Source organism: Geminocystis sp. (assembly GCF_041753295.1).
Taxonomy (GTDB): Bacteria; Cyanobacteriota; Cyanobacteriia; order Cyanobacteriales; family Cyanobacteriaceae; genus Geminocystis.
Genome location: NZ_JBGSUU010000097.1, coordinates 13,835 through 27,975, shown reverse-complemented (window position 1 = coordinate 27,975; position 14,141 = coordinate 13,835). Strand labels below are relative to the sequence as shown.

Here is a 14,141-nt window from a genome sequence, read left to right as displayed (position 1 = left end):
TTAATAAGCAAAAGTAGAAAAATCAATTTTAGTATAGTTTAAGTTAATTTTAATCCCTTTGCCCTTTATTTAAAACCTACAATATTACTATAATGAATTCAAGTAAATTATATCAATGGAGTAAATATTTTTTCATAGTATTGATAATTCTGTTTTTGCCATTATTATCCCCTAAAAAAAGTTATAGTGAACAAAAGCCGTCACTAGCGATTCAAGCAAACCGTTGTCGTTATTATTATATTCGTTCTCGTTCGGGAGATAGTTCTGCTAGATTTTTATTAATGACTAAAGATAGCGAAACAAATGGATTAAGTGGTTTAGAAAAATGTATCAACGTTATCGACAATTATCTCAAAGAAACCACCGTAACCACTCAACAAAGAGAAGTTTATGAAAATGTTAGAAATAATATGAGCTTTTTTGTCGAAAAACAATCCTCTGAGTGAACTTTAAAAATCTGCAAATTGCCCAAAACAAGTATTTTCAAAAGTTTTAACGAGGTATCTGTGTTGATTTGTGGGCAATGCCCACCCTACATTTAAAGATGCGTAAGTTTTATTGAGAATTTTTGAAGTATTAACAATTATCTCATCATTCTCTCTCTACGAGTTGGATTCCAATTATATCTAGGAGATTGGGATTGATTAACGGTTACTTTTTCTGAAGTATCATTCACCTTAGATATATTTTTTTCTTTGATAATTTCTTTTTGTGGTTGAATATCTGGGGCAACAATTTCTTGCATCACTCCTTGAGGAGGAATTTCTGAGGGTAAAGTAGTCGGATTATTACCTTCTGTTGGCATTGGCGTTATATTGGGTGCAGTAGTAGAGTCATAACTAAAATAAACATGACCTAATGGTTTACCTTCATAAGTTCTTTTGGTGAAACGCCATCCGGGGTTAAGCTGTATTTTCATGGGTTGACTATTCAAACCTTGGGCTGTACCGACAATAATAGGCGGTTGATTGCTATTTTTACGATTAATACCAATTAGAGTCAAATTACCATCTTTTTCGACTAAATTCAGCAAAATATCTAAACCGTAGTCTTGGCCATCGTAGCGAATAGAATAACCATTAGCATCAGTGCTACGACGACAGTGTCCACTAAAATCAAAGTTTAATAATAATAAATCCACATTGACAGGATTTCCTCCTGTTTCTTTCCAACAACTATTTTTATTCGGTATTTGTTCAATTACAATTAAATTATACTTATTTCCTCCATAGGGTTGTGCTATGGCGATAAAATCTGGTTGATTTACTTCTGATTCTTGAAAAGTTACGGCTTTGACTGCGTTGAAGGGTAAAAAACTAGAGAAGGCAGTTAAGGCTAAAATTGATAATCTGGTTGATAATAATGATTTAAGCATGGTTGGTATTTAAACTTTTTTAGTGACAATATTGCTTTAATTTATGTACATAGATAATTAAGCAGTTAAGGAATTTGTTCAATTTCCCTATTGAATGTTATATCACTTGACTTACAAATCATAAACCATGTTCCGATAATTTTTTTTCTTTATCTTATTAGACCTCTTCCAAAATAAAAAGTAAAATCTATTTTAGGATGGAAAACGTTAATTTCTTAACTCATTACTCATTACTTATTACTCATTACTCCACTTCTGCAAGAAGTCTATTGATTCCATCTCAATATTAAAGACAACCTCAGTTTTACCTGAAAGATGTCTCTAGGATTTTATATTTATTTGTATATTATTTAAGGTCTTTATCTAAGCTGACCTCAATTTATCTCAAAATTATATTCCCATGTTTATAAAGTTATATGGATTTTCTTAATCTTTTCTTTAGATTTTATTAATGAATATCTCAAATTATTACGAAATATTAACTTAAGGTTAACTTTTGTAAAGAGAAACTCCTAGTTTTTGGGATAACCACACTTCAAAATTTCTCAAAGAAAACTTTTTTTTACCTCCTGTTTCTACCATTGGTTCAACTAAAATAGTAAACATTCCTAAACGATTACCAGCTAAAACATCCGTAAATAAGCGATCGCCAACCATAGCAACTTGTTCGATAGGATGATTCATAGCCGTAACGGCTTGTCGAAGTTTACGACGAGAAGGTTTAGCCGCACCAAAAATAAAGGGTAAATCTAAGCTAGAAGCAATATTACTAATACGACTTTGACTCAGGTTGTTACTTACTAACCAAAGATCAGTAACTTGTTTTACTTCTGTCACCCATTCTATTAATTCAGGAGATAACTGTTTTTCTTTCCAAGGTACAAGGGTTTCATCTACGTCTAAAACTAACCCTTTTAAATTGTATTTTTGAATAAGACTAGGGGTAAGATGAATAACAATATCACCTAAAACTAAATCAGGCTGTAAAATTTTGGCTCTGGACATGATAAAAATAATTACGATCAAATATAAAGAAGTCTGTTAATAGTTTACTGTTCATTGTTGATTGTCAATTATTCATAAGTTTAAGTTAAACTGTTAGGAGCATAAATTAAGGTCAAAAAAACAATTATGGGTGACAATTTACCAGAAAATGAAAAAGTAAATGTGGCTAATCAAGAAGAAAATTTTTGGTTAGAAATATTTAAAACCGTCGCTATGGCTGTAGTTTTATCTTTTGGTATTCGCACTTTTGTAGCGGAAGCCCGATATATTCCTTCATCTTCCATGGAACCTACATTATTGATCAATGATCGCTTAATTGTGGAAAAAATGAGTTATCGTTTCAATGAACCAAAAAGAGGAGATGTTGTTGTTTTTAATGTAACGGACAAACTACGAGAAGAGAATTTTCAAGCCAATGAAGCATTTATTAAGAGAATTATCGGCTTACCCGGAGATGAGGTAATGGTGAAAAATGGGAAAGTGATCGTTAATAACGAAATGCTGAAAGAAAATTATATCAAAGAAAAACCAGATTATAATTTTGGCCCTGTTACTGTACCAGAAAATCAATATTTAGTCTTAGGAGATAATCGTAATAATAGCTATGATTCTCACTATTGGGGATTTGTACCACGAGAAAAATTTATTGGTCGTGCTTCTCTTCGTTTTTGGCCTCCTCAAAGAGTGGGTTTAATTGATGAAAAACCAACTTATATTGAAATGCCTAAATAAAAAGATTAATTGTTAATTATTTTATCTATTTATAACGGGGAATGACGAAGTAATGTAGGATAGAATTTGATGCAATTATTTATGTCTGATGGATAAGGATTAATGTTTATAATCTTGATTCACCTTAGAAATTAAAGCTGAAAGCAATATTAACCAGACTCGATGAGTAATACTAATTCTGTCGTTACCGAGTTATTAACCGCCTTTCCCCAAGGTTGTACTCAAATGTATTTTAAGTCTTCTTTAACGGCTCTTTCTCATGCCATGGAAGATCAAGTTTTGGCTAGTGACACTGAGGATGAACAGCCTTTAATTATTGCTAGTTTTCAGAAAGAGAGATTTTATCGTCAAGAAGCTCATCGTTATGGGCGCATTGGCACACTTTCTCCTCATGTTTATGTATTAGCTGCTCCTGAAACTGAATTTAGCAGTATTTCTGATGTCTATGAAAAGGTAGCTTTTACCGAAGATGATGCCTTAAGTCATGAATGGCATTTAGTGATAATTGGTAAAAATTATGCTACTTGCTTAATTTGTCGGGAAAAAACCCATTTACCCAAAACTCAGGCTTCAGAAATGGCTATGGATAATAGTCGTCGTTTTGAAGGTATTTGGACTTTTGATCGTCAAGTTAGTCAAAAAGCGGCAGAAATTTTATTACATCGTATCGCTGGTTATCGCCCTGAATTGAAAAAGAAAATTAATCAGGCTTTAAAATTATATTGTCAAAGTATTCCAGATAAATCAAATGTTCATCAATTCGATGTTTTTGATTCTCCGATGATTAATCCTGATCCTTTTGTGCAAAGATTGATCACTTATTTACAAGCAGGACAATACAAACTTATTAAGGCTAATCGCTTTTTAAGTGTTAAGGAAAAAAAAGAAAGGTTACTTAATTCTGTTACAGATGCCATACGGCGATCGCTCAATCCTCAAGAAATTTTACAAGTAGCGGTAGATAAATTAGGAGAAGGAATGGGAGTTTGTCGTTGTTTGATTTATCGTTGTCAGGAAACAGATTTAAACGCTAAAATTAATCATGAATTTTTGAATGACAAAATTAAATCTATTAAAGGAAAAACTTGGCCTTTAAAAAATAATCCTCTATTTCAAGAAGTTTTAGACGTGAGAGAGTCTATTAGTATTGATGATGTAACTATTGATTCTCGTATTCAAGATCATTCTTCAGCTTTATCGAAATTAATTACCAGTTGTTCGATTATTTCTTGGTTAATGGTGCCGATACTCTATCAAGGAAAATTGTTAGGAATGATGGAATTACACCATTGTGACGCTATTCCCATAACTTGGAAACCTGAAGATATTGCTTTAGTAGATGCCATTGCCACTCAAGTAGGTGTTGCTTTAATTCAAGCAGAATCTTACGCTAATTTAGAAAATCTTAACGAACAATTAGAAGCATTAGATCGTACTCGTTCAAATTTAGTAGCTATTACAGGTCATGAATTACGAACTCCTTTATCAACAATTCAAGTATGTTTAGAAAGTTTGGCTAATGAGCCTGAAATGTCGGAAGAGTTACGTCAAGTCATGTTAACGACGGCTTTACATGATGCGGAAAGAATGCGTAAATTGGTACAAGATTTTCTCACTCTTTCTCAATTAGAAGGGGGTACTGTAGAATGGAATTCTGAACCTTTATCCTTAGAAGAATGTATCGATTTATCATTATCTCATATTCGTTCTCGTCAAGATCAAAGTGTAATACCGACTATTAAAAACTTAGTAATAGATGAATTACCTTTAGTACAAGCTGATGGAGAATGGTTAGTAGAGGTTTTAACTAAATTATTAGATAATGCTTGTAAATTTACTGATGGTAGCGGACAAATTACTATACAAGTACAAGAAATAGATGAAGATACTTTACAAATCACCATCGCAGATAATGGTAGAGGTATTGAGCCTGAAAAACTAGATCAAGTATTTGATCGATTTTATCAGGAAGAAGGCGCATTAAGAAGATCTGCTGGAGGTACAGGGTTAGGATTAGCTATTTGTCGGCAAATCGTTAAAAATTGGGGAGGCAAAATCTGGGCTCAATCTGAGGGGAAAAATCTGGGGAGTAAATTCCATTTTACTTTGCCAAAATTTGATGCTTCTTCCATAAATACTAATCGAAATAAAAAAAACTCTCATCTCTCCTCTCAAGAAAGTTTAAAGTAGTTAGTAATTAACGCAAAAAAAATTATTTGTAGGAAAATTCCTAATTCATGTTTACCTTACACGCACCTTTTAAACCTACGGGAGATCAACCAACCGCCATTGCATCTATGGTAAAATCATTGCAATGGGGTAATCGTTTTCAAACTTTACTAGGTGCAACGGGTACGGGGAAAACTTATACTATTGCTTGTACTATTGCAAACCATCAAAAACCAACTTTAGTATTAGCCCATAATAAAACCCTTGCGGCTCAACTTTGTAATGAATTAAGGCAATTTTTTCCTCATAATGCCGTAGAATATTTCGTTAGTTATTACGACTATTACCAACCAGAAGCATATATCGCTGTTACCGATACTTACATCGAGAAAAGTTCATCTATTAATGATGAGATTGATATGTTAAGACATTCTGCCACAAGATCTTTATTTGAAAGAAAAGATGTTATTGTGGTGGCTTCTATTAGTTGTATTTACGGTTTGGGAATGCCCGTTGAATATCTCAAAGCCTCTATTCCTTTACACCTTAACCAAGAATATGATCCTCGTCAACTCCTTCGAGATTTAGTTAATGTGCAATATACTCGCAATGATGTTGATTTGCGTCGTGCTACTTTTAGAATCAAAGGAGATGTCTTAGAAGTTGTCCCAGCCTATGAAGATCGAGTTATACGAGTCGAATTTTTTGGAGATGAAATCGAAGCAATTTCTCTTTTAGACCCTGTTACTGGTCAATTATTACAAGAATTAGAGCAGATTAATATCTATCCTGCCAAGCATTTTGTAACACCACAGGAACGGGTAGAACAAGTGATCGCCGATATTAAAGAAGAATTAGAAGAAAGATTAATAGAGTTTGAAAAACAAGGAAAATTAGTGGAAGCACAAAGATTAAAACAAAAAACTAACTATGATTTAGAGATGTTAAAAGAGGTAGGATATTGTAACGGTGTTGAAAATTATTCTCGTCATTTAACAGGAAGAAAAACAGGAGAATCTCCCGATTGTTTAGTGGATTATTTCCCTGAAGATTGGCTTTTAGTAGTAGATGAATCCCATGTAACTGTACCACAAATTAGAGGAATGTATAACGGAGATCAAGCAAGGAAAAAAGTGTTAATTGATCATGGTTTTCGTTTACCTAGTGCGGCGGATAATCGCCCCTTAAAAGCTGAGGAATTTTGGCAAAAAGTGAAACAATGTATTTTCGTTTCAGCTACTCCTAGTAATTGGGAACTTGAGCAATCAAATAATCAAATTTTTGAGCAAATTATTCGCCCTACAGGCATTTTAGATCCTCAAGTTTTTGTAAGACCTAGCGAGGGACAAATAGATGACTTATTTTCGGAAATAAAAGAGCGAATTAGTAAAAAAGAACGAGTTTTAATTACTACTTTAACGAAGCGAATGTCAGAAGATTTGACGGAATATTTACAAGAACGAGGGATAAATGTACAATATTTACATTCAGAGATTCAATCTATTGAAAGAATTGAAATTTTACAAGGATTAAGAGCAGGAGATTTTGATGTCTTAATTGGAGTAAATTTATTAAGGGAAGGTTTAGACTTACCAGAAGTATCTTTAGTCATTATTTTAGATGCAGATAAAGAGGGTTTTTTAAGATCAGAAAAATCATTAATTCAGACTATGGGAAGGGCAGCACGTCATGTAAATGGACAAGCAATTTTATACGCTGATAACTTCACTCAAAGTATGGAAAAAGCCATCAATGAAACTAATCGTCGTCGAGAAATTCAGCTTAAATATAATCAAGAAAATAACATTATTCCTCAATCTATTATTAAAAAATCTGGTAACTCAATTTTAGAATATTTAGATATATCAAGAAAATTAAATCAACAGGAATTAGAAGAAGTTTCTACTTATTTAGAAGAAATAACTTTAGATAAAATACCTAATTTAATTAAACAATTTGAAGAAGAAATGCAAAAAGCCGCTAAAAACTTAGAGTTTGAAAAAGCGGCTGAATATCGGGATAAAATTAAAAATTTACGCTCGAAGTTATTGAGTTTGTAATTCTGAAAGATAAAGACGCTCTTCACTAGCATCATACTCGAATAATTCCCCATAACGTCCCCAATCTATGGCTGTCGCAAACTGACGTTCAGCTTCTGCTTTTGGGAAGTAATCATCCCATAAATCAAGGAAAAAATCTGCTCTCATTGAACCATTGCGTTTTTCTCGTAAAGTTTGTAGAATACTATTGAAAATTGGCACTCTTTTTAAAACTTGTTGTCGGAAAATATCTTTACTGCGTAATATCGTGGTGGTAGCGAAATCTTCCCCTATATCAGTAAGTTTAATATCACCGTCGGCTACTTCAGCAAAACCTAATAAAACAGCGCCATCGAGAATAGGTAATAAATCATCTACAGCTAATTGTAAACGTTCTGCTAAGATCGGAATATCATCAATGCCGTCTTTTTGTTCTACAATGAGTTCTAATAAACCACTAATTCCTCCTACTCTGACATGGGGTAACGGATAAGTATAGGGAGATTCCGTTATACCGCTTGTAGTGTCACTTGTTATGGTTTTTTGATCTATGACTTCAATTTGGGGATTCGTCATGGCAGTATAGATATAGTTAACCAAGTCTTTAAATTCTTCACTATTGCGATCGCGCGATCTTGGTAAATCCACTTTGACATCTCCCCTAATGATACCCGGATTAGAGCCTAGAATAATGATTCTATCAGCTAAAAATACCGCTTCTTCAATGTTATGAGTTACGATTAAAATACTTTGAGAAGGAAAAGTTTGGGCATTCCAAAGATCATCAATTTCACCCCGTAGGTTTTCCGAAGTCAAGACATCTAAGGCACTAAACGGCTCATCCATAAATAATACTTGAGGTTGCAAAACAAAAGCTCTAGCAAAACCAACTCTTTGTTTCATGCCTCCTGATAACTCTTTAGGGTAAGCACTTTCAAAACCATCTAAACCCACTAAATCAATGGCTTTGAGGGCTTTTCTTCCTCTTTCCGCCCGTTTAACTCCTTGTGCCTCTAATCCTAATTCTACATTTTCTTGAACTGTTAACCAAGGTAAAAGAGCAAAACTCTGAAATACCATTGCGACATCAGAATTTGAACCATGTAAAGGCACACCGTTACTTAAAACTCTACCCTGACTCGGTGGAATTAATCCAGCCATGATTCTCAATAAAGTACTTTTACCGCTACCACTACGCCCTAATAATGCGACAACTTCTCCAGAATTGATGGTTAAATTAATGTCTTTTAAAACAGTAAATTCTCCTTTGCCATCGGGTAAGGGAAAACTTTTCGAGACTTTTTCTACACTAATAAGAGTTTCAGTTTGTGTCATAATTTTGAGATTATTATAGATAATAATAAATGATTTAGTTTTTAACTATTGATTTTTATAAATGATATTTTTCTTCAGCCAATTTATAGAGTTTGCGCCAAAAGAAACGATTTATACCTACCACAAATAAACTCATGATAGCTATACCTAAAGCAATACGAGGCCAATCTCCCGTTTCTGTAGCTTCGGTAATATATGAGCCTAATCCTTCTGCAACTAAGGTATTTGATCCCCAACTAACTACTTCGGCTATAATACTAGCATTCCAAGCACCACCACTAGCGGTAACTCCGCCTGTCACCCAAGCAGAAAAAATACCGGGGATAATCAATTTTTGCCACCGTTGCCACCCTTTTAAGCCTATATCTTTAGACATTTCTCTTAAATCTGTGGGAATACTTTGAGCCCCTGCGATGGAGTTAAAAAGAATATACCATTGTGCGCCTAAAGCCATTAATAAGATACTACCCCAATCAAGACTGATGTTAAAACGGATAAAAAATAAAGTGGCAAAAGGAAAAATAAAGTTAGCAGGAAAAGAGGCTAAAAATTGAACTACGGGTTGTAAAAAGTTGGCTAATTTAGGATTAAAGCCGATGGCTACTCCTATGGGAGTCCAAATTAAGGTGGCAAAAATAAGTAAAAATGTTACTCTGAGTAATGTTAAAAATCCTAATCCTAACACTCGGAAAATTTCTCCTATGCCAACGGTGGAGATAATAAAGTGTAAGATTAAGGCGATTAAAATACCGAGAATTAACCATAAGGTGATGTTATAAATAGTTTCACTGTTACTCGAAACAGTTTTTTTGTCTTGTTTTGAAGGTTTACTTAATGCGGATAAAACTTCATTAACTCTATCGGTGAAAGGAGTTAGACTTTGTGCTACTAAGGTGGGAATTCTAGCGGTAGTTAAAATGTCATAAACCCATGATTCTATTACATTTACCGATGCACTCTGTTCCAATCGAAATTTATCTGACCAAGCAATTAATGGCCGCCAAAAGAATTGATCTACTAGAATAATCATTATAGTCATGGCTACTAATGCCTCTCCTAATGCCATCATATTTTCTTGGGCGATCGCCATAGCTAGATAAGAACCAATACCGGGTAAAGTGTATTCTTGATTTAAAACACTAATAGCCTCACTAGCTGTCACAAAAAACCAACCTCCACCAAAACTCATCATAGCGTTCCAAAGTAATCCAATAGTAGCTGAAGGCACTTCTAGTTTGACAAATTTTTGCCAACCCGATAATTGATATAAAACAGCAGCTTCTTGTAATTCTTTGGGGACAGTTTTTAAAGATTGATAAAAAGAAAAAGTCATATTCCAGACTTGGCTAGTAAAAATAGCGAAAATAGATGCGGCTTCTAATCCTAATAAACTACCCGGGAATAAAGCAATAAAACCTGTAACGGTGATAGACAAAAAACCTAAAACTGGTACAGATTGTAGAATGTCAAGCAGAGGAATCATGATTCTTTCCGCTTTAGCACTATTAGCCGCAATATACCCATATATTAAAGTAAAGACGGTAGAACAAAATAGAGCAATAAACATCCTTAAAGTTGATCTACCAGTATAATAAACTAAGTTTTCTACACCAAGATCTACGGTTGGCAATACATCAGGAGGGCGAAATGTTACTAAAGTTCCCTGCCCTAATTTTGCGATAATGGCTAATAGAACTAATGTACCGAGAATGACAACTATATCCGCCAATCCGAAAGGAAATCTTCGTAATGTTTCAGGAGTAGGAAAAGTTTTCATAAAAATGTGATAAAGATTACACTGAGGGGAATTATATCCCTAGAAATTATACTGCTTAGTTATCAAAAATCGATCCTCTGATTTATCTAACTCAGTAAACCATAAAATCTTACATAAGGATAGGAGATAGGAGATAAAAGGAAACGGGGGGAGATGGGAGATAAAAGGAAACGGGGAGATAGTAGATAGAAATTTACCCTTTGCTTATTGACAGTTTTCATCATCACAAAGATTTACTTCAATCAAAATATGAGATAAATTAGGTATATTTTTGAGTAAATTTTTATAATATTCAGGGGTTTGTGGATTATGAGTCACAAGGGAAATTGTCGCCGAGAAATAGTTTTCACTGATATTCCAAAAATGTAAATCTACAATGCGATTATCAGCATCTGATTCAATAATATTAGCAATTTCTAGTTTGGTTTTTTGATTGACAGTGCCGTCAAGTAACATAGTCGATGTTTCACCAATTAAACCCCATGCCCATTTACCAATAACTAGGGTAGCCACTAATCCCATGACAGAATCCATCCAAAGCCAACCCCATTCTCTGGCACTTAATAAGGCAATAATTGCTAATACCGAGGTTAAAGCATCGGCTAAAACGTGAAAATATGCTGCTTGAAGGTTATGATCATGGTGATCATTATGGTGATCATGATGGTGATGTTCTTGTAATAAAAAAGCACTTGCAATATTGACGATTAACCCTAAAATAGCTACATAAATAGCTTGATTAAACTGTATTTCTTGAGGTTGAAACAAACGAACTATTGACTCAATGCCCGTAATTAAAGCAATTACTGATAATGCGATCGCACTAGCAAAACCGCCTAAAACAGTAACTTTCCCCGTGCCAAAAGTATATTTAGGATTATAGGCATTAATACGAGCATAACGATAGGTTAATACAGTAATACTAAAAGCACCAACATGAGTGGCCATATGCCAACCATCCGCCAATAATGCCATTGAACCAAAAGTAGTTCCAGCAATAATTTCGGCTATCATGGTAATAAAAGTAATTCCCAAGACAATTAAAGTCTTTTTTTCGCCTTGATGTTGATCTTCTATGACAAAATTATGAGAATGTTGCCATTTTTCTAAAGTGTGATAGTGCATCTTTAAAAATTTTAAACTAAAAGTAAAAATCTTTTAGGTAAATTGAGAGTTTTTAATGAATTTATTATAGTATTTACGGTTATTACTTTATTTTATTAATTATAAATTATTAGTCAAAAAATATTTAGTTTTATTATGGATAAAGTTATTTTTCATTTAGCAATTCCTATTAATAATATTGAGAAAGCGAAAATTTTTTATAGTAATATTTTAGGTTCAAAAATAGGTAGAGAAAATCAACACGCTGTTATTTTTGATTTTTATGGACATCAATTAGTCGGACATATTACCACAGAAAATTTAACACCTCCAGCTAATATTTATCCTCGTCATTTTGGTTTAATTTTTACCAATGAATCTGATTGGGATACTTTATTAAAAAGATGCAATTATCATAACTTAGAGTTATATCAAACACCGAAATTAAGGTTTAAAAATGAATTAACCGAACATAAAACCTTTTTTTTACAAGATCCTTTTTATAATATTATTGAATTAAAATTTTATCGTCATTATGAAGCTATTTTTGGTGCTAATCATATTTTATCCATAGGAGATAGATAATTAGTATAAGAGTAAATTATTTGTGAGAATTTTTGCCCTCCTAACCCCTCATTTTGGGGGAATTAACTTATTATTTTCTTAGGATTCAAATAGGATTACTATAGAGATTATTTTCTATATTTAAGCGATAGGCAATAGGCATTTTCCAACCCGTACCAAATGCACGATCTGTTATTTTAAGTACAGGAGGAGCTTGTTTACGTTTAAACTCGGTACGGTTAACTAATTTTATTACTTTTTTAATAGTTTCTAAATTATGCCCGACTTTTTCAATATCATGAATAGATTGATGTTGAGTTATATAACGTTCTAAAATATCATCTAAAATATGATAAGGTGGCAATGAATCTTCATCTTTTTGATTAGGTTTTAATTCTGCACTTGGGGGTTTTATAATAATATTATTCGGGATTATTTCTTCCTTTCTATTAATCCATTTACAAATATTAAATACTTTTGTTTTCGGCACATCTCCAATAACCGCTAATCCTCCATTCATATCTCCATAAAGAGTGCAATATCCCACCGCCATCTCTGATTTATTCCCCGTTGATAATAATAAATGACCAAATTTATTGGCGATCGCCATTAATAAAGTGCCTCTAATTCTTGACTGCAAATTTTCTTCTGCAATGCCAAAATCTGTATTTTTAAACAAGGGATTTAATAATAAATCAAAACTATTCATTGCTTCTTGAATAGAAATTTTTTCACTTTTTATACCTAAATTATTAACTAATTTTTCAGCATCAATAACAGAATGTTGCGAACTGTAAGGAGAAGGCATTAAAACAGCAAAAACATTATCTTTTCCTAAAGCAGAAACGGCGATAGTTGCCACTAAAGCAGAATCAATGCCACCACTTAAACCTAAAATTGCTTGACTAAAACCACATTTTTGAGCATAATCTTTTACTCCTAAAACTAAGGCTTGATATATTTCTTTTTCTTCTGAAGTAATTAAGTTATGAATATAATTAGATGTTAAATCATGATTATTTGTTTCAAAATTTAGATAAGCTAAATCTTCTTGATAAGGTTGACATCTAGTAATTATTTCCTCTTTTTTATTAATAGCACAACTAAAACCATCAAAAATTAAGTCATCATTTCCACCTACTTGATTGACATAAATAATCGGTTTTTTATATTTAGTAACAAGATGTTTTAACATCGCTTCTCTTACTTTTTGTTTTCCCACAATATAAGGAGAAGCAGACAAGTTAATAATTAAATCTATATTCTCATTAACTAATTCTTGAATGGGGTTAATCCCATAACTTTTTTTACCCCAAAATTGCTCATCATTCCATAAATCTTCACAAATTGTTACCCCTATTTTGACATCATTTAAAGTAAAATAATTAACCTCATTTCCTGCACTAAAATAACGATCTTCTTCAAAAACATCATAAGTAGGTAAAAGTCTTTTATTATAAGTTTGTTTAATCTTACCATTATTAATTAAAACCACACTATTATAAAGGGGTTTTTTTCCTTCTTTTTGGGCAAGAGAATTAAAAGTTATTGTACCGATTAAAACATAAATTTCTGGAGGAATTTCTAAAGCTAATCGTTGTAATTTTGTTTCTATGGCATGAATAAAACTATGATTTAAAAGTAAATCCCTAGGAGGATAACCACAAATAGATAATTCAGGAGTTAATAGTAAGTTTGCCCCTTCTTTATTAGCTAATATTGCTTGTTTTTTAATTTTTTTTGCGTTATTTTCTATATCTCCTATGGTAGGATTTAGTTGAGCAATCGCTATTTTCATAGTTATAATTTAGTAAAATTTGACTTAAAAAAGTATCTATATAAAACTTACGCTTTTGCATTTTTAATCCCCAAGTTTAGGGAGAAAAGTCATTGAAATCCCCAGAATTGGGGGTTAGGGGGCGGAGAAAAAGTCATGGAGTTCCCCCAGAATTGGGGGTTAGGGGGCGGAGAAAATATTATTTCTATATAAATCTTCTTTTATAAAGGTACAAAAAAACATAAATTGTGACCATTATCCACC

The 14,141-nt window shown here is 32.8% G+C and carries 11 protein-coding genes; 5 read left to right on the top strand and 6 right to left on the bottom strand.

The genetic code is table 11. The features are described 5' to 3' along the window. Positions 1-92: 92 nt before the first annotated feature. Positions 93-446 (top strand): hypothetical protein, encoded by a 354-nt coding sequence (locus tag ACEW8E_RS11010; RefSeq protein ID WP_373480389.1) that lies wholly within the window; start codon positions 93-95, stop codon positions 444-446. A 137-nt stretch (positions 447-583) separates the two neighbouring features. Here ACEW8E_RS11010 and ACEW8E_RS11005 read toward each other — a convergent pair whose 3' ends face one another. Together ACEW8E_RS11005 and ACEW8E_RS11000 are read right to left on the bottom strand one after the other, a co-directional pair. Beyond that, positions 584-1,375: a DUF3747 domain-containing protein gene (locus tag ACEW8E_RS11005; protein WP_373480388.1), complete on the bottom strand. Its 792-nt coding sequence runs from the start codon at positions 1,373-1,375 to the stop codon at positions 584-586. Positions 1,376-1,864: 489 nt separating this feature from the next. Then, positions 1,865-2,380: a YqeG family HAD IIIA-type phosphatase gene (locus ACEW8E_RS11000; RefSeq protein WP_373480387.1), complete on the bottom strand. Its 516-nt coding sequence runs from the start codon at positions 2,378-2,380 to the stop codon at positions 1,865-1,867. A gap of 126 nt (positions 2,381-2,506) precedes the next feature. Between ACEW8E_RS11000 and lepB the strand changes: the two genes are divergently transcribed. The 3 genes from lepB (at position 2,507) to uvrB (ending at position 7,341) form a co-directional block, all read left to right on the top strand. Next, positions 2,507-3,112 carry a signal peptidase I gene (gene lepB, locus ACEW8E_RS10995; RefSeq protein ID WP_373480386.1) on the top strand — a complete coding sequence of 202 codons (606 nt, stop codon included), beginning with the start codon at positions 2,507-2,509 and terminating at the stop codon, positions 3,110-3,112. A 162-nt stretch (positions 3,113-3,274) separates the two neighbouring features. Beyond that, positions 3,275-5,302 carry a DICT sensory domain-containing protein gene (locus tag ACEW8E_RS10990; RefSeq protein WP_373480385.1) on the top strand — a complete coding sequence of 676 codons (2,028 nt, stop codon included), beginning with the start codon at positions 3,275-3,277 and terminating at the stop codon, positions 5,300-5,302. Between the two features lie 47 nt (positions 5,303-5,349). Next, the gene (gene uvrB / locus ACEW8E_RS10985) at positions 5,350-7,341 is read left to right on the top strand and encodes an excinuclease ABC subunit UvrB (protein ID WP_373480384.1); all 1,992 of its coding nucleotides are present in this window, start codon (positions 5,350-5,352) and stop codon (positions 7,339-7,341) included. Here the strand turns inward: uvrB and ACEW8E_RS10980 are convergent. The 3 genes from ACEW8E_RS10980 to dmeF all read right to left on the bottom strand — a co-directional run bounded on the left by ACEW8E_RS10980 (position 7,327) and on the right by dmeF (position 11,557). After that, positions 7,327-8,655, bottom strand: coding sequence for a nitrate/sulfonate/bicarbonate ABC transporter ATP-binding protein (locus tag ACEW8E_RS10980; RefSeq protein ID WP_373480383.1), 1,329 nt, complete (start codon positions 8,653-8,655; stop codon positions 7,327-7,329). The two genes, uvrB and ACEW8E_RS10980, sit on opposite strands and share 15 nt — an antisense overlap. Before the next feature lie 55 nt (positions 8,656-8,710). Then, the gene (locus ACEW8E_RS10975; protein WP_373480382.1) at positions 8,711-10,432 is read right to left on the bottom strand and encodes an ABC transporter permease; all 1,722 of its coding nucleotides are present in this window, start codon (positions 10,430-10,432) and stop codon (positions 8,711-8,713) included. A 204-nt stretch (positions 10,433-10,636) separates the two neighbouring features. Continuing rightward, the gene (dmeF, locus tag ACEW8E_RS10970) at positions 10,637-11,557 is read right to left on the bottom strand and encodes a CDF family Co(II)/Ni(II) efflux transporter DmeF (protein WP_373480381.1); all 921 of its coding nucleotides are present in this window, start codon (positions 11,555-11,557) and stop codon (positions 10,637-10,639) included. A 132-nt stretch (positions 11,558-11,689) separates the two neighbouring features. On the opposite strand from dmeF, the gene ACEW8E_RS10965 reads away from it, so the two are divergent. After that, positions 11,690-12,121: a VOC family protein gene (locus ACEW8E_RS10965; protein WP_373480406.1), complete on the top strand. Its 432-nt coding sequence runs from the start codon at positions 11,690-11,692 to the stop codon at positions 12,119-12,121. Positions 12,122-12,206: 85 nt separating this feature from the next. On the opposite strand, the gene ACEW8E_RS10960 is transcribed toward ACEW8E_RS10965, so the two are convergent. Beyond that, positions 12,207-13,898 (bottom strand): NAD+ synthase, encoded by a 1,692-nt coding sequence (locus ACEW8E_RS10960; protein WP_373480380.1) that lies wholly within the window; start codon positions 13,896-13,898, stop codon positions 12,207-12,209. Positions 13,899-14,141 lie beyond the last annotated feature (243 nt).

Excerpts from the sequence above, each read along its gene's own strand:
- ACEW8E_RS11010 (WP_373480389.1), top strand. The coding sequence starts at position 93 with ATGAATTCAAGTAAATTATATCAATGGAGTAAATATTTTTTCATAGTA.
- ACEW8E_RS11005 (WP_373480388.1), bottom strand. The coding sequence starts at position 1,375 with ATGCTTAAATCATTATTATCAACCAGATTATCAATTTTAGCCTTAACT.
- ACEW8E_RS11000 (WP_373480387.1), bottom strand. The coding sequence starts at position 2,380 with ATGTCCAGAGCCAAAATTTTACAGCCTGATTTAGTTTTAGGTGATATT.
- lepB (WP_373480386.1), top strand. The coding sequence starts at position 2,507 with ATGGGTGACAATTTACCAGAAAATGAAAAAGTAAATGTGGCTAATCAA.
- ACEW8E_RS10990 (WP_373480385.1), top strand. The coding sequence starts at position 3,275 with ATGAGTAATACTAATTCTGTCGTTACCGAGTTATTAACCGCCTTTCCC.
- uvrB (WP_373480384.1), top strand. The coding sequence starts at position 5,350 with ATGTTTACCTTACACGCACCTTTTAAACCTACGGGAGATCAACCAACC.
- ACEW8E_RS10980 (WP_373480383.1), bottom strand. The coding sequence starts at position 8,655 with ATGACACAAACTGAAACTCTTATTAGTGTAGAAAAAGTCTCGAAAAGT.
- ACEW8E_RS10975 (WP_373480382.1), bottom strand. The coding sequence starts at position 10,432 with ATGAAAACTTTTCCTACTCCTGAAACATTACGAAGATTTCCTTTCGGA.
- dmeF (WP_373480381.1), bottom strand. The coding sequence starts at position 11,557 with ATGCACTATCACACTTTAGAAAAATGGCAACATTCTCATAATTTTGTC.
- ACEW8E_RS10960 (WP_373480380.1), bottom strand. The coding sequence starts at position 13,898 with ATGAAAATAGCGATTGCTCAACTAAATCCTACCATAGGAGATATAGAA.